Raw genomic sequence first — 20,969 nt, forward strand, 5'->3', positions numbered from 1 at the left:
GGATCCCCGCCGAGGTCTCCTGGATCACCTTGATGATCTCGGCCGCCGAGGCCATCTCGGCCTCCATGATCTGGCGCACCCGGCCGAGGATCTTGCGGATCCCGAACATCGCCGCCGGGCCGAAGATCAGCGAGAAGAGCGACAGCGCCGGCTGCTGGTAGAACATCACCGCGACGAGGCCGAGCAGCGACAGCAGATCGCGCACGAAGGACATCACGATCGTGTCGATGACCCGCCGCGCCGATTCCGCCGAGAGCGTCATCCGCATCAGCAGGTCCGACGAGGCGCGGTCGTTGAAGAAGGCGACGCCGTGCTGGAGGATGCGGTCGTAGAGCTTGCGCTGCTGGGCCGCGACGATGCTGTTGCCGGCGCGGCTGAGCGAGACCACCTGGAGATAGGTCGCGAGCCCCTTGACCGCGAAGATCAGCGCCACCGAGGCGGCGACCGCGAAGACCTGGGCGCGGTCGCCCGAGGTCATCATCGAATCGATGATGTCGCGCATGATCCAGGCGGTGAGCGCCGTCGTCACCGCGATCACGACCATCGCCGCGATCGCGGTGCCGTAGTTGAAGACCTGCAGCCGCATGTTCTCGCGCAGGAGCCGCCACAGCATCCTGTCGGACAACCTTGCGAGAAGTTTGCGGAACATGCGGATAGGCTCTTCTGCGGCGCGGGCTCCGGACTAGCTAGGCGCGAAAGCCAAGTGTGTAAAGGCCGGCAGGCCACAGAGGCGCCCGGACCCGTGAGATGACGCATGATTGATAATTGACCGACCGGTCGTTCATCGTAGCATTGGAGCCGCTGCGAACGGGAATCACAGGATGGGACTGACCAAGAGCGTACTCGTCGATCTGCAGAAGCCCTGCAGGTGCCACGACCGCCGCGCGCTCGGGGCCTGCGGCCGATGAAACCCGCCGCCGACATGTCCCCGCAGGAGCTCGCGGAAGCCGCCGCGCAGGCGATGTGGGCGGGCGATGCCGCCTCGCAAGAGCTCGGCATGACGCTCGACCGGATCGCGCCGGGTGCGGCGGTGCTGTCGATGACCGTCACCGGGGCGATGGCGAACGGGCATGGCAGCTGTCACGGCGGCTACATCTTCACGCTTGCCGACAGCGCCTTCGCCTTCGCCTGCAATTCCCACAACCGGGTCGCGGTCGCGCAGCAGTGCAGCATCACCTACCTGATCCCGGCGCGGGCCGGCGACCGCCTGACCGCCACCGCGCGCGAGATCGTCCGGCGTGAGCGCTCGGGGATCTACGACGTCAGCGTGACCAATCAGGACGGCGCGACCGTCGCGGAGTTCCGCGGCCATTCGCGCGTCGTTCCGGGCAGCCATCTGCCGGGGTGACCAGGCATCATCCGCGCAGCCGCGAGAAAGAGGAAAGACATGGCCCGCACCCGAGCGGAAGACTTCGACGACAAGCGGCGCGCGATCCTGAGGAGCGCCGCGGCGGTCTTTGCCGAGCAGGGGATGGAGAAGGCCTCGATGGCCCGTATCGCCGCGCAGTCGGGCGTGTCGAAGTCGCTGCTCTACCACTATTACCCGAGCAAGGCCGAGCTGATCTTCTCGATCATCCACACCCATCTTGAGGAGCTCGACGCCGCCATCGCGGCAGCCGACGATCCCGAACTTCCGCCCGAGGCGCGGCTGCGCGCGCTGGTGCGCGCGGTGATCGAGACCTACCGGGACGCCGCCGACCAGCACAAGGTGCAGCTCAACGCCGGGCCGGTGCTGGGCGAGGCCGAGAAGGCCGAGATCCTCGCGGTCGAGCGGCGCATCGTGCGGCGCTTCTCGGCGGTGCTCGCGGCGGTGAACCCGGCGCTCGGGAAGGGCGACGGGCGCAATCTCATGCCGGTGACGATGTCGCTCTTCGGGATGATGAACTGGATCGATCAGTGGTTCCGCGAGGGCGGACCGGTCAGCCGGGCGGACTATGCCGACCTCGCCACCACGCTGATCCTCGACGGCGTCCGCGCGGTGCGCTGAGGCGCCTACTCGGGCGGCCAGACCTTCGCGACCATCGTCAGCACGTCGTATTCCGCGACCGCCTCATCCCTCTGGTTCGTCACCCGGCAGTCCCAGCGCACCTCGCCGTAATCGGCATTGGCGCGGGGGTTGATCTCCTTCGCGGTCAGCCGCACCCGGAGCGTGTCGCCGGGATAGACCGGGGTCAGGAAGCGCAAGTTGTCGATGCCGTAATTGGCCAGGACCGGACCCGGCGCAGGATCGACGAAGAGCCCGGCGGCGAAGGAAACGATGAGGTAGCCGTGTACCACGCGGCCCTCGAAGAACGGATTCGCCTTCGCCGAGGCCTCGTCCATATGGGCGTAGAACGTGTCGCCGGTGAAGCTGGCGAAGTGCTCGATATCGGCCAGCGTGACCTCGCGCGGGCCGGTGACAAGCTGGTCGCCGATCTTGAGGTCGGCAAGCGACTTGCGGAACGGATGGGTGCCGGCCTGTGTCGCCGCACCCTCGCTCCAGCGCCCGGTGACGGCGCCAAGGAGCCGCGGCGGCGCCTGCACCGCGGTGCGCTGCATGAAATGGGCGATGCCGCGCACCCCGCCCATCTCCTCGCCGCCGCCGGCGCGGCCCGGCCCGCCGTGGACGAGCATCGGAAGGGGCGAGCCGTGCCCGGTCGAGGATTTCGCGGCAGCGCGATTGCCAATCAGGATGCGGCCGTGGAACGGCGCCATGCCGATCACCGCTTCCTCGGCGACGCCCGGATCATCGGTGAAGAGCGAGGCGACGAGCGACCCCTTGCCCCGCTGGGTCAGCGCCACCGCCTCCTCCAATTCGTCATAGGGCATGAGGGTGGCGACAGGGCCGAAGGCCTCGACATCATGGACCGCCTCTGCCGCGCCGGGCCGGTCGCAGTAAAGCAGCACCGGGCCGAGGAAGGCGCCCGCTTCGGCGTCGCCCGAGGCGAGCACCACCCGGTCGGGATCGCTCGAGACGACCTCGGCCTCGGCGCGCAGGTCGCGGGTCCGGGCGCGGACCTCCTCGCGCTGCGCGAGACTGGCGAGCGGGCCCATTCGTGTCGCCTCGGCGGCGGGATCGCCGATGGGAGTCTTCGCCAGCCGCCCGCGCAAAGCCGCGATGACCGCGTCGGCATGGGCGCGCGGCACAAAGGCGCGGCGGATCGCGGTGCATTTCTGCCCCGCCTTCACCGTCATCTCGCGCGCCACCTCCTTGACGAAAAGGTCGAACTCCGGCGTTCCCGGCGCGGCATCGGAGCCGAGGACCGAGGCATTGAGGCTGTCCGCCTCCATGGTGAACGGCACCGAATTCGCGACAATCGCCGGATGGGTGCGCAGGCGCCGACCGGTTTCGGCCGAGCCGGTGAAGGTCACCGCGTCCTGCCCGTCCACATGGTCGAACAGGTCGCCCGCCGCGCCGGAGACGAGCTGCAGGACGCCTTCCGGCAGGATCCCGGTCTCGACGATCTTCCGCACCATCAGTTCCGTCAGATAGGCGGTCTGGCTCGCCGGCTTGATCAGCGCGGGCATGCCGGCAAGCAGCGTCGGCGCGAGTTTCTCCAGCATCCCCCAGCAAGGGAAGTTGAAGGCGTTGATATGGACCGCGACGCCGTGGCGCGGCGCCAGGATATGTTGGGCGGAGAAGCTCTGGTCCTTCGACAGAGGCTCGACCGCGCCCTCGGTCAGGACGCGGGTGTTCGGAAGCTCGCGACGCGCCTTCGAAGCATAGGAGAGAAGCGTGCCGATCCCGCCCTCGATGTCGATCCAGCCATCGGCGCGGGTGGCGCCGGTGGCAAAGCTCTCGGCGTAGAAGAGTTCCTTCATCTCCATGAGCCTGAGGCCCAGCGCCTTCAGCATCAGTGCCCGGTCGTGGAGCGTCATCGCGCGCAGGGCCGGCCCGCCCACACGCCGCCCCCAGTCGAGCGCCGCGGCGAAGTCGAGCCCGCTCGCGTCGATAACGGCGACCGGCGCTCCGGTCGAGGCATCGCGCAGAACGGTGCCGTCGCCCGCGCCCCTTTGCCAGTGCCCGGCGAGATAGCTTTCGAGCCGGCGCGGCTTCACGGAAACGTCCATCAGCGCCCCCCAATCCGAAGCCCGAGCCCGCCCAGCGCAGCCTCGGCGGCGGCAGTCCAGTCCGCCAGAAGCGCCTCGTTCGGTCGGTGCCGCAGCCCGAGTCGCTTCAGCATAGCGAACCGCTCCGATCCGGCGCGGCCGAAGGTCTCGGCCACCTTGGGCCACCAATAGGACAGCGCGGCCTCGGCCTTGGCCCGGCCCGATGGCGTCGCCACGATCTGGCGCAGGCCTTCGAGGCCAAGCTCGGCATGGCGGGCCTCGGCCGGGGCGATCTCGCGGAAGGCCTCGGCCAAGGGCGCGTAGGAGACGCGCGACAGCTCCTCGAGCTGCACCCCGGTCGCGAGGCCCATGAGCACGTTCATCGCCACCGCGTCGACCCATCCGGTCAGCGGATAGTGGAAGACCGACAGCCGCATGTCGGCGCCCGCCCGCGCCTGACCGAGATCGGCGTCGCGGGCCACCCGCGCCGCCCAGGGATGGCGGGTGGCGTAGCGCGCGGTATCGGCGCCGAACTCGCCCATGATCTCCAGAACCCGGCCGGCATGAGCGGTCTTTTCCGCGACGATCCGCGCCGCCGCGATCCGTGCCGTGATCCCCGGCGCATCGTTGATCCTGTCAGCAAAGCCCGCCGCGCCCGCGAGTTCGCTGTCGACGAAGGAGGCCATGAGCCGCATCAGCTCGCCCCGGTAGCGCGCCGGCACGTTGTCGGGCGAGGTCAGGACGCCGCCCTCGGCCAGGTAGTCCTCGATCCGCATCGCCTCTGCCATCTTTCCCTCACTCGTCGTAGCTGAGCGCCACCCGGTCGGTGAGCGGGCGCGACTGGCAGGTCAGCACATAGCCCTGCCGGACCTCATAATCCTCGAGCGCGTGGTTCACCGCCATCTCGACCTCGCCCTCGGTCACCCGCGCGCGGCAGGTCGAACAGACCCCGGCCTTGCAGGCATAGGGCGCGTCGATCTGGTGGGCGAGCGCGGCTTCCAGCAGGCTCGGCCCCTCCTTCTCGATCCGGAAGGTCCGCGCCGTGCCGTCGAGCGTCACCGTCGCCTCGGTCGCGTGGGCCGAAGCCGCAGCGGTCACCGACACCGCCTTCTGCTTCGCCCGTCCCGGCTGGCCGGAAGCGAAGAGCTCGAACTTGATCCGGTCGTCCGCGATCCCGTGCGCGCGCAGCGATTTCGCGATCGCCAGCATCATCGGCTCCGGCCCGCAGATGAAGGCCATGTCGACCGATCCGGGGTCGATCCAGGACCGGAACAGCGCCTCCATCTTCGCCGCGTCGATGAGGCCGGTGAAGAGCTCGATCTCCTGCGCCTCGGTCTCCAGCACATGCAGAATCGAGAGCCGGCCGAGGTGCAGGTTCTTCAGATCCTCCAGTTCCTCGCGGAACATGATCGAGCTGATCTGGCGATTGGCATAGACGAGCGTGAAGCGCGACCTCGGCTCACGGGCGAGCACGGTCCGGATGATCGACAGGATGGGCGTGATGCCGGAGCCGCCGGCGAAGCCGAGGTAGTGCCGGGCCTGAGACGGCTCGATAGGTGCATGGAAGCGGCCCATCGGCGGCATCGCCTCCAGCACCGCGCCGACGGCCAGTTCCTCGTTCGCCCAGGTCGAGAAGGCGCCGCCCTCGACCCGCTTGATGCCGACGCGGAGCGTGCCGTCGTCGAGCCCCGAGCAGATCGAATAGGAGCGGCGCAGCTCCTCGCCGTCGAAGGCGTGGCGGAAGGTGAGGTACTGGCCTTGCAGGAAGTGGAACGCGGCGCGGTCGGCCTCGCGCGGCGCAAGCGTCACCACCACCGCATCGCGGGTATCGTGGCGGAGGTCGGTGACGGTCAGGGGGTAGAAGCGCGCCATGCCGGGTCCGGCCTCCTCAGTGGCATTTGAAGTAGTCGAAGGGTTCAAGGCAATCCTTGCAGCGCCAGGCGGCCTTGCAGGGGGTGGAACCGAACTGGCTGATCCGCTCGGTACTGGCCGAGCCGCAGCGCGGGCAGGGCACCGTCAGGTTGGCACCGGAGAGCCGGGTCGCGCGGGCGATGGTGCGCCCGTCCGGCGCGGTGCCGTCGATCGGCGGGGCAATGCCGTAGGCGCGAAGCCTCTCGCGCCCCTCGGTGGAGATCCAGTCGGTCGACCAGGGCGGCGCGAGGCGGCGCTCGATGCGCAGGTCCGCGATGCCCTTTGCCCGCAGCATCGCCTCAATGTCGAGGTTGATCGCGGTCGTTGCGGGGCAGCCCGAATAGGTCGGCGTGACGGTGACGACGAGTGTCTCGCCCTGCCATTCCACGTCTCGGACGATGCCGAGATCGGTGACCGAGATCACCGGGATCTCCGGGTCGGGAACCTCGGCGAGCCAGCGCCAGATCCGGTCGGGTTCGGGTCGCATCGGCTTACCACACCGCGCCGGGATAGGCGCGCTGGAGGAACTGCATCTCGGCGAGAATGTAGCCCAGATGCTCGGTATGGATGCCGATCCGACCACCCTTATGGCTGAAATCGGTGTCGGGCGCGGTCAGGGTGGCGTCCGAGAGGACCTCGCCCACCGTCGCCTGCCAGACCGGCTTCAGCGCGGCGGGATCGGGGGCGACCCCGGCTTCCGCCATCGCGGCGTCGGTGGCGTCGGCAAGGAACATCTCGCCGGCATAGGGCCAGATGTCGTCGAGCGCGGCCTGCATCCGGCCATGACTCTCCTCGGTGCCGTCGCCGAGCCGGATCACCAGATCGGCGGAGCGTTCGAGGTGATAGGCGACCTCCTTCACCGCCTTCTCCGCGATCGCCGCCACCCGCGGATCGGCCGACTGGCAGAGCGCCGAGAGCATCGCATGGTGCCAGGCGTCGAACAGAAACTGCCGCATCAGCGTCTGGCCGAAATCGCCGTTCGGGCGCTCGACGAGGAGGAGGTTCCGGAACGCCCCGGCATCGCGCAGGAACGCCAGATCGTCCGCCGTCCGCCCCTTGCCCTCGACTTCCGCCGCGAGCCCGAGCCAGAGCTGGGTCTGGCCGATGAGGTCGAGCGCGGTATTGGCGAGCGCGATGTCCTCCTCCAGCACCGGCGCATGGCCGCACCATTCCGAGACCCGATGGCCGAGGATCAGCGTGTTGTCCCCCATCCGGGTGAGGAACTCGAACAGGTCAGCCTCGGCCATCACATGTGCCCCGCCTCGTCGGGAATGTCGAAGAAGGTCGGGTGGCGGTAGACTTTGGAATTCGACGGATCGAAGAGCGGCCCCTTCTCCGACGGCGCCGAGGCGACAATATCGTCGGACTTCACCGCCCAGATCGAGACGCCCTCGTTGCGCCGCGTATAGACGTCGCGGGCATGGCGGATCGCCATCTCGGCATCGGGCGCGTGCAGGCTGCCGACATGGCGGTGGTTGAGCCCGTGCTGACCGCGGATGAAGATTTCCCACAGGGGCCATTCGCTCGACATCATACCCTCCTCATTCGGCCGCGACGCCGCGCTTGGCGGCCTTGCGCGCATGCGCCATCAGCCCCTCGCGGAACCAGGCGCCGTCCTCCCAGGCGGCGACGCGGGCGGCCATGCGCTCCCTGTTGCAGGGGCCGTTGCCGGCAAGGACGGCGTAGAATTCCGCCCAGTCGGGTTCGGTGAAATCGTAGCCGCCCTTGTCCTCGTTCCATGTCAGATCCGGGTCGGGGACGGTGAGGCCGAGGTACTCGGCCTGCGGCACGGTCTGGTCGACGAATTTCTGCCGAAGCTCGTCATTGGTGTTGATCTTGATCTTCCAGGCCATCGACTGCGCCGAATGGACCGAGTCCTTGTCCGAGGGACCGAACATCATCAGCGAGGGATACCAGAACCGGTTCAGCGCATCCTGCGCCATCGCCTTCTGCGCAGGCGTGCCCTTCAGGCACATCTTGATCAGGATGTCGTAGCCCTGCCGCTGGTGGAAGCTCTCCTCCTTGCAGATGCGGATCATCGCGCGGGAGTAGGGCCCGTAGGAGGTGCGCTGCAGCGGCACCTGGTTCATGATCGCGGCCCCATCGACGAGCCAGCCGACCGCGCCGATATCGGCCCAGGTCAGCGTCGGGTAGTTGAAGATCGAGGAATACTTCATCGAGCCGTCATGGAGCTTCGCGATCAGCGCGTCGCGGCTCACCCCCAGCGTCTCGGCGGCGGAATAGAGGTAGAGCCCGTGGCCCGCCTCGTCCTGCACCTTGGCGAGCAGGATCGCCTTGCGCTCCAGCGTCGGCGCGCGCGTGATCCAGTTGCCTTCGGGAAGCTGGCCGACGATCTCGGAATGGGCGTGCTGGCCGATCTGGCGGATCAGCGTCCTTCGGTAGCCCTCGGGCATCCAGTCCTTCGGCTCGATCTTCTCGCCGGCCTCGATCCGGTCCTGAAAGGCCGCCTCCTCGGGCGTCATCTCCTCGCGGCTCTTCACCCGCTTCGCCTCGGTCTTGACCATCTGGGCGTACATCTTCGCCTCCCTTCAGGTGCGTTCGAGAATGAGCGCGATGCCCTGCCCGACACCGACGCACATCGTGCAGAGCGCATAGCGCCCATTGCGGCGGCGAAGCTCGTACATCGCGGTGGTGACCAGCCGGGCGCCGCTCATGCCCAGGGGATGGCCGAGTGCGATCGCGCCGCCATTGGGATTCACATGGGGTGCGTCGTCGGACAATCCAAGCTCGCGCAGGACCGCGAGCGCCTGTGCCGCGAAGGCCTCGTTGAGCTCGATCACATCCATCTGGCCAAGCGTCAGCCCGGCGCGGGCGAGGACCTTCCGCACCGCCGGCACCGGCCCGATCCCCATGATCCGCGGCTCCACCCCCGCCGCCGCCATCGCGACGATCCGCGCCTTCGGTGCAATCCCCTGCGCCTTCGCCGCATCGGCGGAGGCGACGATCAGAGCCGCCGCGCCGTCGTTGACGCCCGAGGCATTGCCCGCCGTCACCGACAATTCCGGCCCGTTGATGCCCTTCAGCCGGGCGAGCTGCGCCGCGTCGGTTTCTGGCCGCGGATGCTCGTCGGCCGCGACGACGATCGGGGTGCCCCTCCGCTGCGAGATCTCGACCGGCACGATCTCCTCGGCGAAGCGCCGGGCCTCGGCAGCTTCGGCCCAGCGCCGCTGACTCCGGAGCGCGAAGGCGTCCTGATCGGCGCGGCTGATGCCGTACTCGGCGGCGACAGTGTCGGCGGTCTCGGGCATCGAATCGGTGCCGAAAGCCGCCGCCATCGCCGGATTTACGAAGCGCCAGCCGATCGTGGTGTCGTAGACCACGTTGGCGCGCGAGAACGCCGCCTCCGCCTTCGGCATCACGAAGGGCGCGCGGCTCATGCTCTCGACCCCGCCGGCAATCACCAGATCGCAATCGCCCGCCCGGATCGCGCGGGCCGCCATGCCGACCGCATCCATCCCCGAGCCGCAGAGCCGGTTGACCGTCGTCCCCGACACCGCCACCGGCATCCCGGCGAGAAGCGCCGCCATCCGCGCGACGTTGCGGTTGTCCTCGCCCGCCTGGTTTGCGCAGCCATAGATGAGATCGTCGACCGCGGCCCAGTCGACGCCCGGATTGCGCGCCATCAGCGCTCGGAGCGGCAGCGCGGCAAGATCGTCGGCCCTGACCCCCGCCAGCGCCCCGCCGTAACGCCCGATCGGGGTGCGAACGGCATCGCAGATGAACGCCTCGGCCATTCCCGCCTCCTCCCGATCCGGGCCTCGCAGACCCCTTCTCATTCATTAACCGACCGGCCGGTCAGTTATAGAACGGTGCCCCATCACGGCCAAACGATTCGTTTCTTACCGGTTGCCGACGCGCCCCGGCATGCCGCCTAAACCTTTACGAAATCATGGCACGGAGCCGGGCAAAAGGGAAACGCGGCCGGCCGGCGCGGCAAGCCGGACGCGGAAACTTGAATGGACAGGCCCGGCCCCCGCCCCTAGCATCGTCGCACAGCCTCAGGAGGATCCCATGCCCTTGCCGCTCGCCCCGATCGCCGGTTTCGCCATCCGCTACGGCGCGCTCGCCGTCGCCGCCTACGGGCTTCGCCGCGCGCTGCGCAAGGGCCGCACCGACCAGCGGGCCGAGGATGCGCTCGACGACATGGACGAAGGCCTCGCCGTCCACCGTCCGCAGGACCGCGGCCAGACCAATGCCGCGGCGCGGTTCCGCCGGGTGGTCCGCTTCGGCGGCACCGCGGTCGAGATCGACGCCGCCGCCTTGGGCCGGTTCCGGCTCCGCAAGGTCTGAGCGCCCGGAATGCGGCTCTATCATTCGCCGACGACACCCTTCGGGCGCAAGGTCGTGGTCGCCCTCCACGAGACCGGCCAGACCGCCGATGTCGAGATCGTTGCCGCGACCGGCGGGCCGCTCGATCCCGGCTCGCTGCCGGTGGCGCAGAATCCGCTCGGCAAGATCCCCGCGCTCGAACGCGACGACGGGCCGGCGCTTTACGACAGCCGGGTGATCTGCCGCTATCTCGACGCGCGCGCGGGCGGCCGGCTCTACCCGCCCGAGCCGCGCCTTTGGGAGGTTCTGACGCTCGAGGCCACCGCCGACGGGATCCTCGATGCGGCGATCCTGATGCTCTACGAGTCGCGGCTGAGGCCCGAGGACAAGCGCTACGAGGCATGGACCGAAGCCCAATGGGCCAAGATCGCCCGCGCGCTCGACACGCTCGAGGCGCGCTGGATGGATCATCTCGGCGGTCCCGTCGACATGGGCCAGATCGCCGCCGCCTGCGCGCTATCCTATCTCGACTTCCGCCACGGCCAGCGCGACTGGCGTGCCGGCCGTCCGCGACTCGCGGCCTGGCACGACGGCTTCGCCCGGCGCGCCAGCATGGCCGCGACCGAGCCGCAGGGCTGAGGCCGCGGCCGACGCGCGCCGAATCCAGCGCGATGCGTGCCCCGCGCCCCTGCAGCGGTTGCGTCACAGTGCCGCGTTGCGCCCGATTGTCCGCTGGACGGGCTTGAATTTGGCCGCTAATAACCGCCCGGGAAGGCTGCGGGAGACTGCGGCCCGTTCGTCGCAGGGCCGGTCATCCGGTCAGGAAAGGGAGAATGTTTCCGTGTCCCAAGCAGAAGACCATACCGGCACGAGGAGGGATTTCCTCTATTACGCCACCGCCGGGGCCGGCGCGGTTGCGGGCGGCGCAGCCGTCTGGACCCTCGTCGACCAGATGAACCCCTCCGCCGACGTCCAGGCGCTGTCGTCGATCTTCGTCGACATCTCGGGCGTCGAGACCGGCACCCAGCTCACCGTGAAGTGGCGCGGCAAGCCGGTCTTCATCCGCCGCCGCACCGCGGAAGAGATCGAGGCCGCCCGTGCCGTCGACGTGAGCGAGCTCGTCGATGCCGACGCGCGCAACGCCAACGGCACGGCCGGGGCGCCCGCGACCGACGAGAACCGATCCATGGACGAGGCCGGCGAATGGCTGGTGATGATGGGCGTCTGCACCCATCTCGGCTGCGTGCCGCTCGGCGACGGCGCCGGCGACTTCGGCGGCTGGTTCTGCCCCTGCCACGGGTCGCACTATGACACGTCGGGCCGCATCCGCCGCGGTCCCGCGCCCGAGAACCTGCCGGTTCCGACCGCGGCCTTCACCGACGAAACCACGATCAAGCTGGGCTGAGGGGACTGACCATGGCTGGTATTCCGCACGACCATTACGAGCCCAAGACGGGCTTCGAGCAGTGGCTTCACCGCCGCCTGCCGATCGTCAGCCTCGCCTATGACACGCTGATGATTCCGACGCCGAAGAACCTCAACTGGTGGTGGATCTGGGGCATCGTCCTTGCCTTCTGCCTCGTTCTTCAGATCGTCACCGGCATCGTTCTCGCGATGCATTACACGCCGCATGTCGACAAGGCCTTTGCCTCGGTCGAGCACATCATGCGCAACGTGAACGGCGGCCACATGCTGCGCTACATTCACGCCAACGGCGCCTCGCTGTTCTTCCTCGCCGTCTACATCCACATCTTCCGCGGCCTCTTCTACGGCTCCTACAAGGCCCCGCGCGAGATCACCTGGATCGTCGGCATCCTGATCTTCCTCGCGATGATGGGCACCGCCTTCATGGGCTACGTGCTTCCCTGGGGCCAGATGTCGTTCTGGGGCGCCACGGTGATCACCGGCCTCTTCGGCGCGATTCCGGGCATCGGCGAGCCGATCCAGACCTGGCTCCTCGGCGGGCCGGCCGTGGAAAACGCGACGCTGAACCGCTTCTTCTCGCTCCACTACCTCTTGCCCTTCGTCATCGCGGCGCTGGTCGCGGTGCACATCTGGGCGTTCCACACCACGGGTAACAACAACCCGACCGGTGTCGAGGTCCGCCGCGGCTCCAAGGCCGAGGCTGAGAAGGACACGCTGCCGTTCTGGCCGTATTTCGTGATCAAGGACCTCTTCGCGCTCGGCGTCGTTCTGCTGGTCTTCTTCGCGATTGTCGGCTTCATGCCGAACTATCTCGGCCACCCGGACAACTACATCCCCGCGAACCCGCTGGCGACGCCCGCGCATATCGTGCCGGAATGGTACTTCCTGCCGTTCTACGCGATCCTGCGCGCCTTCACCGGCGACGTCTGGCTGGTGCAGCTGGTGCAGTTCATCACCTTTGGCATCGTCGACGCGAAGTTCTTCGGCGTGATCGCGATGTTCGGGTCGATCGCGGTCATGGCGATCGTGCCGTGGCTCGACACCTCCTCGGTGCGCTCGGGCCAGTACCGGCCGATGTTCCGCTGGTGGTTCTACCTCCTGATCATCGACTTCGTCGTGCTGATGTGGGTGGGCGCGCAGCCGGCCGAGGGGATCTACACCTGGATCTCGCTCATCGCCTCTGCCTACTGGTTCGCCTACTTCCTCGTCATCCTGCCGCTTCTTGGCGTGATCGAGAAGCCGACCGCCCAGCCGGCGACGATCGAGGACGACTTCAACGCGCATTACGGCGCCAAGGCCCACGTGGCCGAGTGACGGAAAGGACCGATTGAGATGCTGAGGAAAATCGCAATCACGGCGGCCTCCGTCCTGGCGCTTTCGGGCGCGGCCCTCGCGGCCGGCGGCGGCGAGCAGCATATCGAGGACGTGGCCTTCTCCTTCGAGGGCCCGTTCGGGAAATATGACGAGCACCAGCTCCAGCGCGGGCTGCAGGTCTATACCGAGGTCTGCGCCGGCTGCCACGGCATGAAACTGGTGCCAATCCGCTCGCTGTCCGACGAGGGCGGGCCGCATCTGCCGGAAGACCAGGTGCGCGCCTATGCCACCCAGTTCACCGCGATCGACAAGGACACCGGAGAGGAGCGCGAGGCCACGCCGAACGACTTCTTCCCGAAATCCGCGCTGGAGAACGCGCCCGACCTGAGCCTGATGGCGAAGGCGCGGGCGGGCTTCCACGGGCCCTACGGCACCGGCATCAACCAGTTCCTCCGCGGCATCGGCGGCCCGGAATACATCGTCTCGATCCTCACCGGCTATACCGGCCATGAGGTCGAGCAGGCCGGGACGACGTTCTATGAGAACTCCGCTTTCCCGGGCGGGCTGATCGCGATGAGCCCGCCGCTCGCGGACGGGCAGGTCGAATATGCCGACGGGCACGACAACTCGGCTCATCACATGGCCGAGGATGTCGCGGCCTTCCTGATGTGGGCGGCCGAGCCGAAGATGATGGCACGCAAGCAGGCGGGCTTCGTCGCGGTGCTGTTCATCGGGCTTCTGACCGTGCTTCTCTATCTGACCAACAAGCGGCTCTGGGCGCCCCACAAGGGCAAGAAGAAGGTCCAGGCCTGACACGGTGGCGCCGGGGGCGCTGCCCCCGGACCCCCGGGGTATTGGGGCAATGAAGAAGATATGGCGCGTCCCTTCGGGGGCGCGTTTTCATTTTCCGAGATAGGCGGCGAGCGCGGGCGGCGGGCTGTCGAGGAGCGCGGCGGTCGGGCGGGGCGGATGCGCGATGCCCCCGGCAACGACGATCGTCTCCGGCGCGAATCGGCGGGCGTCGTCGGGATCGTGGCTGACCATCAGCACCGTGGCGCCGGTCTCGGCGGCGATCTCGGCCACGAGGTCGAGCATCTCGGCCTTGAGCGCGGGGCCGAGGGCGGCGAAGGGCTCGTCGAGCAGCATCAGGGGCCGGGCACGCAGGAGCGCGCGGGCGAGCGCCACCCGGCTCTGCTGGCCGCCCGAGAGTCTGGCGGGCCGACGCGCCTCGAGCCCGGCGAGGCCGGTGCGCTCCAACGCGCGGGTAACGGCGGCACGTTCGGCGGGCGAGAGACGGAGGTCGGGGCGCAGGCCGAGGCCGACGTTCTCGGCCACGGTCAGGTGGGGAAAGAGGTTCTGGTCCTGAAACAGGATCGAGAGCGGCCGGCGCGCCGGCGGCTGCCGGGTGATGTCGGCACCGTTCCAGAGGACGCGGCCGCTGGCGGCGGGGTAGAAGCCCGCGATCACCGACAGAAGCGTCGACTTGCCGGCGCCGGAGGGGCCGATCACCGCGACGCGGGCGCCGGCGGCGACGCTGAAATCGGCGGTGAGCCGGAAGTCGTCCTGAGTGATGACGAGGGTGTCAAGCCTGAGCATCGGCGCGGCCTCCGCGGTCGAGGATCCAGAAGAGCGCAAGGCTGAGGGCAAGGAGCAGCACCGCCGCACCGGCGGCGTCGGCCATACGGTAGGCGCCCATCAGCCGGTAGAGTTGCAGGGGCAGCGTCGCCCGCTCGGCATCGGCAAAGAGCGCGATGACGCCGAGATCGCCCATCGAGAGCGCCGCCGTCAGCCCGGCGGCGAAGCCGAGCGGTTGGCGCAGCCGCGGCAGGGTGAGGTGCCGGAGCCGCGCGGCGCCTGAGAGCCCGAGGCTTTCGGCGAGCCGCCCGTAATCGGTTTCGAGGTCGCGCGCGGCGGGGATCAGGGCCCGCAGGCAGAAGGGCAGCGCCATCACCGCGTTTACGGCGGCGGTGACCGGCAGCGCGAGCGCGGCGGGGCTCGCGAGGCCGCGGAGGAGAAGGAAGAGGCCGGTGCCGATGACGAGCGCCGAGGTCGCGAGGGGCAGCATGCCAATGGTTTCGAGGAGCCGCCCCTTGGTCCGGGCGATGGCGAGCGCGAGCGGCAGCGCTAGAAGGAGCGCGAGGAGCGTCGAGGCGAGCGCTACGAGAAGAGAGCGCAGGGCGGCCTCCCAGACCGGGGCGGGGAGCGTCGCGAGGCGTGGCAGGCCCGCGAGGATCACGGCGGCGAGGGGCGCGAGGAGAAAGAGGCTCGCGACCGAGATCGCGGCGGCGTCCTGCAGCTTCAGGGGAAGCGTCGCCGCATCGGGCCGGGCGAGCGCACGGTCAAGGCCGGCGCCGAAGCCCGCGGGCAGGGTGAGGCGGGCGGCGGCGAGCGTCGCCGCGGCGCAGAGCGCGAGCTGCAGGCTCGCGAGCTGAGCGGCGCGGCCGAGGTCGAAATCGAAGCGGAACGCCTGGTAGATCGCAAGCTCGACCGTCGTCGCCTTCGGGCCGCCGCCGAGTGTCAGCGCGACCGCGAAACTGGTGAGGCAGATCAGGAAGATGGTGACGAAGATGCCGGGGCCGAGCGCGCGCAGCATCGGCCGTTCCAGATGGCGGGATATGTCGGTGCTGGAAAAGCCGAGCGCGGCGGCGAGGCGGAAGCGCTCGGCCGGGATCCCGCGCCAGCCCTGAAGGAGGAGCCGCACCGCGAGGGGCAGGTTGAGAAAGACATGGGCGAGGACGACGCCCGACAGCCCGTAGATCGAGACCCGCTCCGCCCCCAGCGCGGCGAGCGCGTCGTTCAGGAGCCCGGCGCGACCGAAGATCGCGAGGATCCCCATCACCGCGACGATCACCGGCAGGATGAAGGGGGCGCCAAGGAGCGTGATGAGGACGCCCCGGCCGGGAAACCGGCGCCGGGCCAGCGCGCGCGCGACGGGGATGGCAAGGAGGAGGCTGAGGGCCGCCGAAAGGGCCGCCTGGGTCACGGTGAAGCGCAGCGCCGCCCAATCGGCCGGCCCGAGGCTGCCGAACCCCCCGGCGCGGTGGATCACCGCGCCGAGCGTGCCGAGCGTGAGCGCGAGGATCAGCGTCGCCGCGATCCCAGCACCGGCGCCGAGGCCGCGGCTCAGCGGCTGAGCGCGGTCTGCCATTCGGCAAGTGCCGCGTCGCGGATCGCGGCGGCCTCGGTAGCGGAATAGAGCAGGCTCTTTTCCGGCCGGATCAGGGTCTCGAAACCCTTGGGCAGGCCGGCCGCCGGGGTGACGGCCGGGTACATCCAGTTGGTTTCCGGAATGATCGACTGGAACGCGTCCGAGGTCATGAAGGCGAGGAAGCGGTCGGCCAGCGCGCCCTGGTCGGTGCCGGCGAGCTTCGCGGCGACCTCGACCTGCAGGTAATGGCCCTCGGTGAAGGGGGCCGCGGCCTTGGTGTCGTCGCTCTCGGCGATCAGGTGATAGGCGGGCGAGGTGGTGTAGGAGAGCACCATGTCGGCCTCGCCCTCGAGGAAGAGCCCATAGGCCTCCGACCAGCCCGGCGTCACCGTGACGACATTGTCGGCGAGCCCCGCCCAGACCTCCGGCGCGCGCTCGCCATAGGCCTGCTTGACCCAGTAGAGAAGCCCGAGGCCGGGGGTGGAGGAGCGCGGATCCTCGATCACGATTGTCAGGTCGGAGGCGGCGAGCGCCTCGAAATCGGTCGGGACAGTCTCGGTTTTCGTCTTGTCGTAGACGAAGGCGAACTGGCCCCAGTCATAGGGCACGAAGATGGGGTCGGCCCAGTCGACGGGCAGGCTCCAGTTCACGTCGAGCGCCGGGTGCTCGGCGAAGAGCCCGCTTTCGGCGGCTTTCGCGGTGAGGTTGGTGTCGAGCCCGAGCACGATGTCGGCCTCGGTGCTGTCGCCTTCGAGGAGCACGCGCGCAAGCAGCGCCGCGCCGTCGCCGGACGCGACGAAGTTGAGGTCGCAGCCGCACTCGGCCTCAAAGGCGGCCTCGACCTGCGGTCCCGGCCCCCATTCGGAGACGAAGCTGTCATAGGTGTAGACGGTCAGCACGGGCTTGTCCTGCGCGGCGGCGGTGGTGGCGCACAGGAGACCCGCGATCATCAGGGAATGTCTCATCTCTCATCCTCCAATGGTCAGGCGGGCGGAGATGGTGGTGGCGCGGGGCCGGACCTTCCCTCCGCCGGTCTTAACCGGTTCAGGTTCTACGGGTTCGCGTCGCCGCATCTCAGCCCTGGATCGAGGGCACCCCGAGGTGGGGCGCACCATAGCGCCGGCGGGGCCCGGCGCAAGCGGAAACGCGAAGGGAGGGGCGCTGCCCCTCGCCCTGGATCAGATCCGGGGTTCACCCCGGGATATTTCGGGCAAGATGAAGGGGCGGGGCGGGAGAATGCTTGAGCGGGGGCGCGGGCTTCGCTATGCCGCGAAGGCAAAGGAGCCCGCCCATGAGCCTCAACACGTTCGGACATCTCTTCCGCGTCACCACCTGGGGCGAGAGCCACGGGCCGGCGCTTGGCGCGACGGTCGACGGCTGCCCGCCGGGCGTGGCGGTCGACGAGGCGATGCTTCAGCACTGGCTCGACCGCAGGAAGCCCGGGCAGTCGAAGTACACGACCCAGCGGCGCGAGCCGGATGCGGTGCGCATTCTCTCCGGCGTCTTCGAGGGGCGGACCACCGGGACGCCGGTGCAGCTGATGATCGAGAACACCGACCAGCGCTCGAAGGATTACGGCGAGATCGCGCAGCGGTTCCGCCCCGGTCATGCCGACATAACCTACTGGCAGAAATACGGGATCCGCGACCCGCGCGGCGGCGGGCGCTCCTCGGCGCGCGAGACGGCGGCGCGGGTGGCCGCCGGCGGCATCGCGCGCGAGGTGCTGAAGCTGCTCGCGCCCGAGGTCCGGATCACGGGCTACATGGTGCAGATGGGTCGGCTCAGGGCCGACCGCGACCGCTTCGACATGGCGGAGGTGGAGAACAACCCGTTCTGGTGCCCCGATGCCGCTGCGGCGTCGATCTGGGCCGGGCATCTCGACGAACTCAGGAAGTCCGGCAATTCGGTGGGCGCGGTGGTCGAGGTCGTGGCCTCGGGCGTACCGGCGGGGCTCGGCGCGCCGGTCTACGGCAAGCTCGACACCGAGCTGGCCGCCGCGATGATGTCGATCAACGCGGTGAAGGGCGTCGAGATCGGCGCCGGCATGGCGGCGGCGGAACTGACCGGCGTCGAGAATGCCGACGAGATCTTCATGGGCAATGACGGGCGCCCGGCCTATTCCTCGAACCATGCCGGCGGCATCCTTGGCGGCATCTCGACCGGGCAGGACGTCGTGGTGCGCTTCGCGGTGAAGCCGACCTCCTCGATCCTGACGCCGCGCAAGACGATCTCGATCTCCGGCGAGGAAAGCGAGATCGTCACCAAGGGCCGTCACGATCCCTGTGTCGGCATCCGCGCTGTGCCGGTGGGAGAGGCGATGATGGCCTGCGTGATCCTCGACCACCTGCTTCTGGACCGGGCGCAGACCGGCGGCGCGCGGGGCCCGATCGGGGCGTCGTGAGGCGGTAGCGGGCGGGCGAGGGAAGGGGCCGGCCGCGTGCGCCCGGCCCCGGCTGCGGTCAGATCTGTTTTTCCGGCATGAACACCCGCAGGCCGTTCAGGTCCGCGCTGATCCGGATCTGGCAGGTGAGGCGCGAGCGATGCGGATCGGGGTCATAGGCGAAGTCGAGCATGTCGGCCTCGATCGCTTGCTTGGCCGGAAGCCGGTCCACCCAAACCGGATCCACATAGACATGACAGGTCGAGCACGCGCAGGCGCCGCCACAGTCGGCCTCGATGCCGCGTACGCCGTTGTCGCGCGCCCCTTCCATGACCGTGCTGCCGTCCGGCACCTCGACGATGTGCTCCGCACCTCCGAACTCGATGTAAGTGATTTTCGCCATGGCTTGTCCTCCGTTGGCTGCGCCTATTGCCCGTGCATCCGCCGCTTGCGGTCGCGGGTTTCCCGCGTTGCCTCCTCCGAACCGTCGTGGAAGGTGCCGAACCACTTGTCCCAGGGCATTTCAGAATTGCCGTAGTTGCACTCGTAGTAGCGGTGATGGAGCTGGTGAAAGAAAGCGCCGATCAAAAACCGCGACTTGTCCTTCACCCAGATCCCCTCGTAGCCCGAATGCGACGAGGCCGCGCCGAGGAGGAGCCAGTAGGTGAGGAAGAGGAAATGCACCGGATGGGCGGGCAGGACCGCGAGCAGCAATAGCGCGCTGAAATAGGCGGCGCTTTCCACCGGATGCATCGAGTTGCCGGACCACGGGCCGGGATTGACGTTGCGGTGATGCACCGAATGGACGTGGCGGTAGAGCGGCGGCCAGTGGATCAGCCGGTGGATGACGTAGAAATGCAGGCTCTGCCACAGCGCCAGCAGCGGGAAGACGAGCACGAACCAGACCGGATGTTCGGCGAAGCCCAGCGTCGGCAGCGTGCCGTTGGCATAGAGCCAGCGGAACACGACCTCGTAGGCGGAGACGATCGGCACCGCCGAGGCGAGGTTGTAGAACATGTTGTCGGCAAGCTGCGAGTTGAACTTGTAAAGCGCGTTCTTGCGCTTCGACATCGGGCGCGGGTCGTATTTCAGCCGCTTGCCCTGGCCGTCGATCCCATAGAACCAGTAGTGCAGCCCGCCGGCGACCACGATCAGCGAAAGGTAGTTGCGCAAGAGCACCCAGCCGATCCAGCCGGGCTGGAAGGTGGCCTGCTCTGCGGTCACCGGCTGCAGCCAGAAGGCGACCACGAAGGCGAACGCGAGGAACATCGAGCGGTCGGAGACCTGCAGGTAGTTCGTCCAGAGCCATTTCGCGAGCTTGAGCGGCCTCGGCGGCCAGTGCCAGTAGGGCGCGTGCCGGACCGGCAGCTCCGGGTGCCAGTGCCATTCCCGGCTCATCGCGCCGGGCTCGGGTGCTGCGGCGCGACTGGGTTCGGCGGTGATGTCGGTCATGGGGATGATCCTCACTCGGCCGCAACGCGCCGGTCGGCGCTCTGCGGGATGACCTCGTAGCCCGGCTCCTCCGGCTCGTCGTCGAGCATCTCGGGCGGGAAGCCCGGCGCGCGGATGTCGAGGCCGGTCGCCTCCTCGAGCCGTTTGATGATGTTCGGCGAGTATTCGCGGTCGCCGTAGCGGGCGATGCCGTCATTGAAGATGTCGATGAGGACGGGGCTCACCTCCAGCGGCACCTTGGCGCGGTCGGCGACCTCCTGGAAGAGGCCGATATCCTTCTTCACGAGGTCCATCGTGAAGGAGATGTCGCGCGATCCGTTCAGGATCACCTGGCTTTCGGTCTCGTGCACGAAGGAGGTACCGGAGGAGATCTTCATCGCCTCGTAAGCGGTATTGAGATCCATGCCGGCGGCCTTGGCCACCACCAGCGCCTCGCAGCAGGTGACGAGGTTCGCGGTTGCGAGGTAATTGGTCACGACCTTCAGGATCGAAGCGGAGCCGAGCGGCCCGGTATGCAGGATGCGCCGGCCCATCGTGGTCAGGAACGGCAGGATCCGCTCGAAAGTGACGCGGTCGCAGCCCGCGAAAATCGAGATGTTGCCGGTCGCCGCTCGGTGGCAGCCGCCCGAGACCGGGCAGTCGACCGCCGCGCCGCCCTGTCCGATCACCTTGGCGCCGAGGCGTTGCACCTCGGCATAGTCGGTGGTCGACATCTCCATCCAGATCTTGCCGGGGCCCACCTCGGGCAGCATCTCGGCCATCACCGCATCCGAGGCGGCGGGCGAGGGCAGGCAGGTGATCACCGCGTCGCAGTCGCGCATCAGCTGCGCCGGGCTCTCGGCGGCCTTGGCGCCGCGCTTGACGAAATCGGCCACGAGGGCCGCGTTGAGGTCATGCACCGTGAGGTCTACGCCGTTCCGCAGAAGGCTCCCCGACAGCTTGCCGCCCACGTTGCCAAGACCGATGAATCCGACTTTCATTCGCGCTCCCCTTGTCCGCGTCCCGGCCGATCTGGCGGCG

Annotated in this window: 23 protein-coding genes and 1 riboswitch; of the genes, 8 read left to right on the forward strand and 15 right to left on the reverse strand. The window is 68.7% G+C overall.

What is annotated here, in order from left to right:
• Positions 1-649 (reverse strand): ABC transporter transmembrane domain-containing protein (locus OM960_RS06970; protein ID WP_264771480.1); only part of this gene is annotated, 649 nt, incomplete at its 3' end.
• Positions 650-922: 273 nt separating this feature from the next.
• Here OM960_RS06970 and paaI point away from each other — a divergent pair.
• Together paaI and OM960_RS06980 are read left to right on the forward strand one after the other, a co-directional pair.
• On the forward strand, positions 923-1,348 hold the full coding sequence (gene paaI, locus OM960_RS06975; RefSeq protein ID WP_263335394.1) for a hydroxyphenylacetyl-CoA thioesterase PaaI: 426 nt from the start codon (positions 923-925) through the stop codon (positions 1,346-1,348).
• 39 nt (positions 1,349-1,387) lie between these two features.
• Positions 1,388-1,987, forward strand: a complete 600-nt coding sequence (locus OM960_RS06980; protein ID WP_264771481.1) for a TetR/AcrR family transcriptional regulator — start codon at positions 1,388-1,390, stop codon at positions 1,985-1,987.
• Positions 1,988-1,992: 5 nt separating this feature from the next.
• On the opposite strand, the gene paaZ is transcribed toward OM960_RS06980, so the two are convergent.
• Genes paaZ through pcaF form a run of 8 tightly spaced genes read right to left on the reverse strand, consistent with a single transcriptional unit; the run spans position 1,993 to position 9,695 of the window.
• Positions 1,993-4,050, reverse strand: a complete 2,058-nt coding sequence (gene paaZ / locus OM960_RS06985) for a phenylacetic acid degradation bifunctional protein PaaZ (RefSeq protein ID WP_264771482.1) — start codon at positions 4,048-4,050, stop codon at positions 1,993-1,995.
• Complete coding sequence (locus OM960_RS06990; RefSeq protein WP_263335389.1) at positions 4,050-4,817, reverse strand: Phenylacetic acid catabolic protein; 768 nt, start codon at positions 4,815-4,817, stop codon at positions 4,050-4,052. The genes paaZ and OM960_RS06990 overlap by 1 nt, the downstream gene beginning before the upstream one ends.
• Before the next feature lie 7 nt (positions 4,818-4,824).
• The gene (locus tag OM960_RS06995; protein ID WP_264771483.1) at positions 4,825-5,901 is read right to left on the reverse strand and encodes a 2Fe-2S iron-sulfur cluster-binding protein; all 1,077 of its coding nucleotides are present in this window, start codon (positions 5,899-5,901) and stop codon (positions 4,825-4,827) included.
• Between the two features lie 16 nt (positions 5,902-5,917).
• Positions 5,918-6,427 carry a 1,2-phenylacetyl-CoA epoxidase subunit PaaD gene (gene paaD, locus OM960_RS07000; protein WP_264771484.1) on the reverse strand — a complete coding sequence of 170 codons (510 nt, stop codon included), beginning with the start codon at positions 6,425-6,427 and terminating at the stop codon, positions 5,918-5,920.
• Between the two features lie 4 nt (positions 6,428-6,431).
• Positions 6,432-7,187, reverse strand: a complete 756-nt coding sequence (paaC, locus tag OM960_RS07005) for a 1,2-phenylacetyl-CoA epoxidase subunit PaaC (RefSeq protein WP_264771485.1) — start codon at positions 7,185-7,187, stop codon at positions 6,432-6,434.
• Entirely contained in the window at positions 7,187-7,471 is a 285-nt protein-coding gene (gene paaB / locus OM960_RS07010; protein WP_263335383.1) for a 1,2-phenylacetyl-CoA epoxidase subunit PaaB, read from the reverse strand. The genes paaC and paaB overlap by 1 nt, the downstream gene beginning before the upstream one ends.
• A gap of 10 nt (positions 7,472-7,481) precedes the next feature.
• Positions 7,482-8,477, reverse strand: coding sequence for a 1,2-phenylacetyl-CoA epoxidase subunit PaaA (gene paaA / locus OM960_RS07015; RefSeq protein WP_264771486.1), 996 nt, complete (start codon positions 8,475-8,477; stop codon positions 7,482-7,484).
• A gap of 12 nt (positions 8,478-8,489) precedes the next feature.
• Positions 8,490-9,695, reverse strand: a complete 1,206-nt coding sequence (pcaF, locus tag OM960_RS07020; RefSeq protein ID WP_264771487.1) for a 3-oxoadipyl-CoA thiolase — start codon at positions 9,693-9,695, stop codon at positions 8,490-8,492.
• 277 nt (positions 9,696-9,972) lie between these two features.
• On the opposite strand from pcaF, the gene OM960_RS07025 reads away from it, so the two are divergent.
• The 5 genes from OM960_RS07025 to OM960_RS07045 all read left to right on the forward strand — a co-directional run bounded on the left by OM960_RS07025 (position 9,973) and on the right by OM960_RS07045 (position 13,782).
• On the forward strand, positions 9,973-10,251 hold the full coding sequence (locus OM960_RS07025; protein ID WP_264771488.1) for a hypothetical protein: 279 nt from the start codon (positions 9,973-9,975) through the stop codon (positions 10,249-10,251).
• A gap of 9 nt (positions 10,252-10,260) precedes the next feature.
• On the forward strand, positions 10,261-10,869 hold the full coding sequence (locus tag OM960_RS07030; protein WP_264771489.1) for a glutathione S-transferase: 609 nt from the start codon (positions 10,261-10,263) through the stop codon (positions 10,867-10,869).
• Between the two features lie 202 nt (positions 10,870-11,071).
• Positions 11,072-11,635 carry a ubiquinol-cytochrome c reductase iron-sulfur subunit gene (gene petA / locus OM960_RS07035; RefSeq protein WP_263335373.1) on the forward strand — a complete coding sequence of 188 codons (564 nt, stop codon included), beginning with the start codon at positions 11,072-11,074 and terminating at the stop codon, positions 11,633-11,635.
• A gap of 11 nt (positions 11,636-11,646) precedes the next feature.
• Complete coding sequence (gene petB / locus OM960_RS07040) at positions 11,647-12,969, forward strand: cytochrome b (RefSeq protein ID WP_263335372.1); 1,323 nt, start codon at positions 11,647-11,649, stop codon at positions 12,967-12,969.
• A gap of 18 nt (positions 12,970-12,987) precedes the next feature.
• A complete protein-coding gene (locus tag OM960_RS07045; protein ID WP_263335371.1) occupies positions 12,988-13,782 on the forward strand; it encodes a cytochrome c1 in 795 nt (264 codons plus the stop codon).
• Between the two features lie 87 nt (positions 13,783-13,869).
• On the opposite strand, the gene OM960_RS07050 is transcribed toward OM960_RS07045, so the two are convergent.
• The 3 genes from OM960_RS07050 to thiB are packed head-to-tail and all read right to left on the reverse strand — an operon-like array spanning position 13,870 to position 17,082.
• On the reverse strand, positions 13,870-14,565 hold the full coding sequence (locus OM960_RS07050; RefSeq protein WP_264771490.1) for a thiamine ABC transporter ATP-binding protein: 696 nt from the start codon (positions 14,563-14,565) through the stop codon (positions 13,870-13,872).
• A complete protein-coding gene (locus tag OM960_RS07055) occupies positions 14,552-16,117 on the reverse strand; it encodes an ABC transporter permease family protein (protein WP_264771491.1) in 1,566 nt (521 codons plus the stop codon). Before OM960_RS07055 ends, OM960_RS07050 begins: the two co-directional genes overlap by 14 nt.
• Positions 16,093-17,082, reverse strand: a complete 990-nt coding sequence (gene thiB, locus OM960_RS07060; protein ID WP_264771492.1) for a thiamine ABC transporter substrate binding subunit — start codon at positions 17,080-17,082, stop codon at positions 16,093-16,095. Before thiB ends, OM960_RS07055 begins: the two co-directional genes overlap by 25 nt.
• Before the next feature lie 39 nt (positions 17,083-17,121).
• A riboswitch (TPP riboswitch) is annotated at positions 17,122-17,226 on the reverse strand.
• A 182-nt stretch (positions 17,227-17,408) separates the two neighbouring features.
• Between thiB and aroC the strand changes: the two genes are divergently transcribed.
• Positions 17,409-18,518, forward strand: a complete 1,110-nt coding sequence (gene aroC / locus OM960_RS07065) for a chorismate synthase (RefSeq protein WP_264771493.1) — start codon at positions 17,409-17,411, stop codon at positions 18,516-18,518.
• A gap of 58 nt (positions 18,519-18,576) precedes the next feature.
• Here the strand turns inward: aroC and OM960_RS07070 are convergent, their stop codons facing one another.
• The 3 genes from OM960_RS07070 to OM960_RS07080 are packed head-to-tail and all read right to left on the reverse strand — an operon-like array spanning position 18,577 to position 20,929.
• On the reverse strand, positions 18,577-18,900 hold the full coding sequence (locus OM960_RS07070; protein ID WP_263335361.1) for a 2Fe-2S iron-sulfur cluster-binding protein: 324 nt from the start codon (positions 18,898-18,900) through the stop codon (positions 18,577-18,579).
• 23 nt (positions 18,901-18,923) lie between these two features.
• Positions 18,924-19,949 carry a sterol desaturase family protein gene (locus OM960_RS07075; RefSeq protein ID WP_263335359.1) on the reverse strand — a complete coding sequence of 342 codons (1,026 nt, stop codon included), beginning with the start codon at positions 19,947-19,949 and terminating at the stop codon, positions 18,924-18,926.
• 11 nt (positions 19,950-19,960) lie between these two features.
• A complete protein-coding gene (locus tag OM960_RS07080; RefSeq protein ID WP_264771494.1) occupies positions 19,961-20,929 on the reverse strand; it encodes an NAD(P)-dependent oxidoreductase in 969 nt (322 codons plus the stop codon).
• Positions 20,930-20,969 lie beyond the last annotated feature (40 nt).

It is taken from the genome of Defluviimonas salinarum (assembly GCF_026013545.1).
GTDB lineage: Bacteria > Pseudomonadota > Alphaproteobacteria > Rhodobacterales > Rhodobacteraceae > Albidovulum > Albidovulum salinarum.

Coding starts and splice junctions, on each gene's coding strand:
- paaI (WP_263335394.1), top strand. CDS start 923: ATGTCCCCGCAGGAGCTCGCGGAAGCCGCCGCGCAGGCGATGTGGGCG.
- OM960_RS06980 (WP_264771481.1), top strand. CDS start 1,388: ATGGCCCGCACCCGAGCGGAAGACTTCGACGACAAGCGGCGCGCGATC.
- paaZ (WP_264771482.1), bottom strand. CDS start 4,050: ATGGACGTTTCCGTGAAGCCGCGCCGGCTCGAAAGCTATCTCGCCGGG.
- OM960_RS06990 (WP_263335389.1), bottom strand. CDS start 4,817: ATGGCAGAGGCGATGCGGATCGAGGACTACCTGGCCGAGGGCGGCGTC.
- OM960_RS06995 (WP_264771483.1), bottom strand. CDS start 5,901: ATGGCGCGCTTCTACCCCCTGACCGTCACCGACCTCCGCCACGATACC.
- paaD (WP_264771484.1), bottom strand. CDS start 6,427: ATGCGACCCGAACCCGACCGGATCTGGCGCTGGCTCGCCGAGGTTCCC.
- paaC (WP_264771485.1), bottom strand. CDS start 7,187: ATGGCCGAGGCTGACCTGTTCGAGTTCCTCACCCGGATGGGGGACAAC.
- paaB (WP_263335383.1), bottom strand. CDS start 7,471: ATGTCGAGCGAATGGCCCCTGTGGGAAATCTTCATCCGCGGTCAGCAC.
- paaA (WP_264771486.1), bottom strand. CDS start 8,477: ATGTACGCCCAGATGGTCAAGACCGAGGCGAAGCGGGTGAAGAGCCGC.
- pcaF (WP_264771487.1), bottom strand. CDS start 9,695: ATGGCCGAGGCGTTCATCTGCGATGCCGTTCGCACCCCGATCGGGCGT.
- OM960_RS07025 (WP_264771488.1), top strand. CDS start 9,973: ATGCCCTTGCCGCTCGCCCCGATCGCCGGTTTCGCCATCCGCTACGGC.
- OM960_RS07030 (WP_264771489.1), top strand. CDS start 10,261: ATGCGGCTCTATCATTCGCCGACGACACCCTTCGGGCGCAAGGTCGTG.
- petB (WP_263335372.1), top strand. CDS start 11,647: ATGGCTGGTATTCCGCACGACCATTACGAGCCCAAGACGGGCTTCGAG.
- OM960_RS07045 (WP_263335371.1), top strand. CDS start 12,988: ATGCTGAGGAAAATCGCAATCACGGCGGCCTCCGTCCTGGCGCTTTCG.
- OM960_RS07050 (WP_264771490.1), bottom strand. CDS start 14,565: ATGCTCAGGCTTGACACCCTCGTCATCACTCAGGACGACTTCCGGCTC.
- OM960_RS07055 (WP_264771491.1), bottom strand. CDS start 16,117: ATGGCAGACCGCGCTCAGCCGCTGAGCCGCGGCCTCGGCGCCGGTGCT.
- thiB (WP_264771492.1), bottom strand. CDS start 17,082: ATGAGACATTCCCTGATGATCGCGGGTCTCCTGTGCGCCACCACCGCC.
- aroC (WP_264771493.1), top strand. CDS start 17,409: ATGAGCCTCAACACGTTCGGACATCTCTTCCGCGTCACCACCTGGGGC.
- OM960_RS07070 (WP_263335361.1), bottom strand. CDS start 18,900: ATGGCGAAAATCACTTACATCGAGTTCGGAGGTGCGGAGCACATCGTC.
- OM960_RS07075 (WP_263335359.1), bottom strand. CDS start 19,949: ATGACCGACATCACCGCCGAACCCAGTCGCGCCGCAGCACCCGAGCCC.
- OM960_RS07080 (WP_264771494.1), bottom strand. CDS start 20,929: ATGAAAGTCGGATTCATCGGTCTTGGCAACGTGGGCGGCAAGCTGTCG.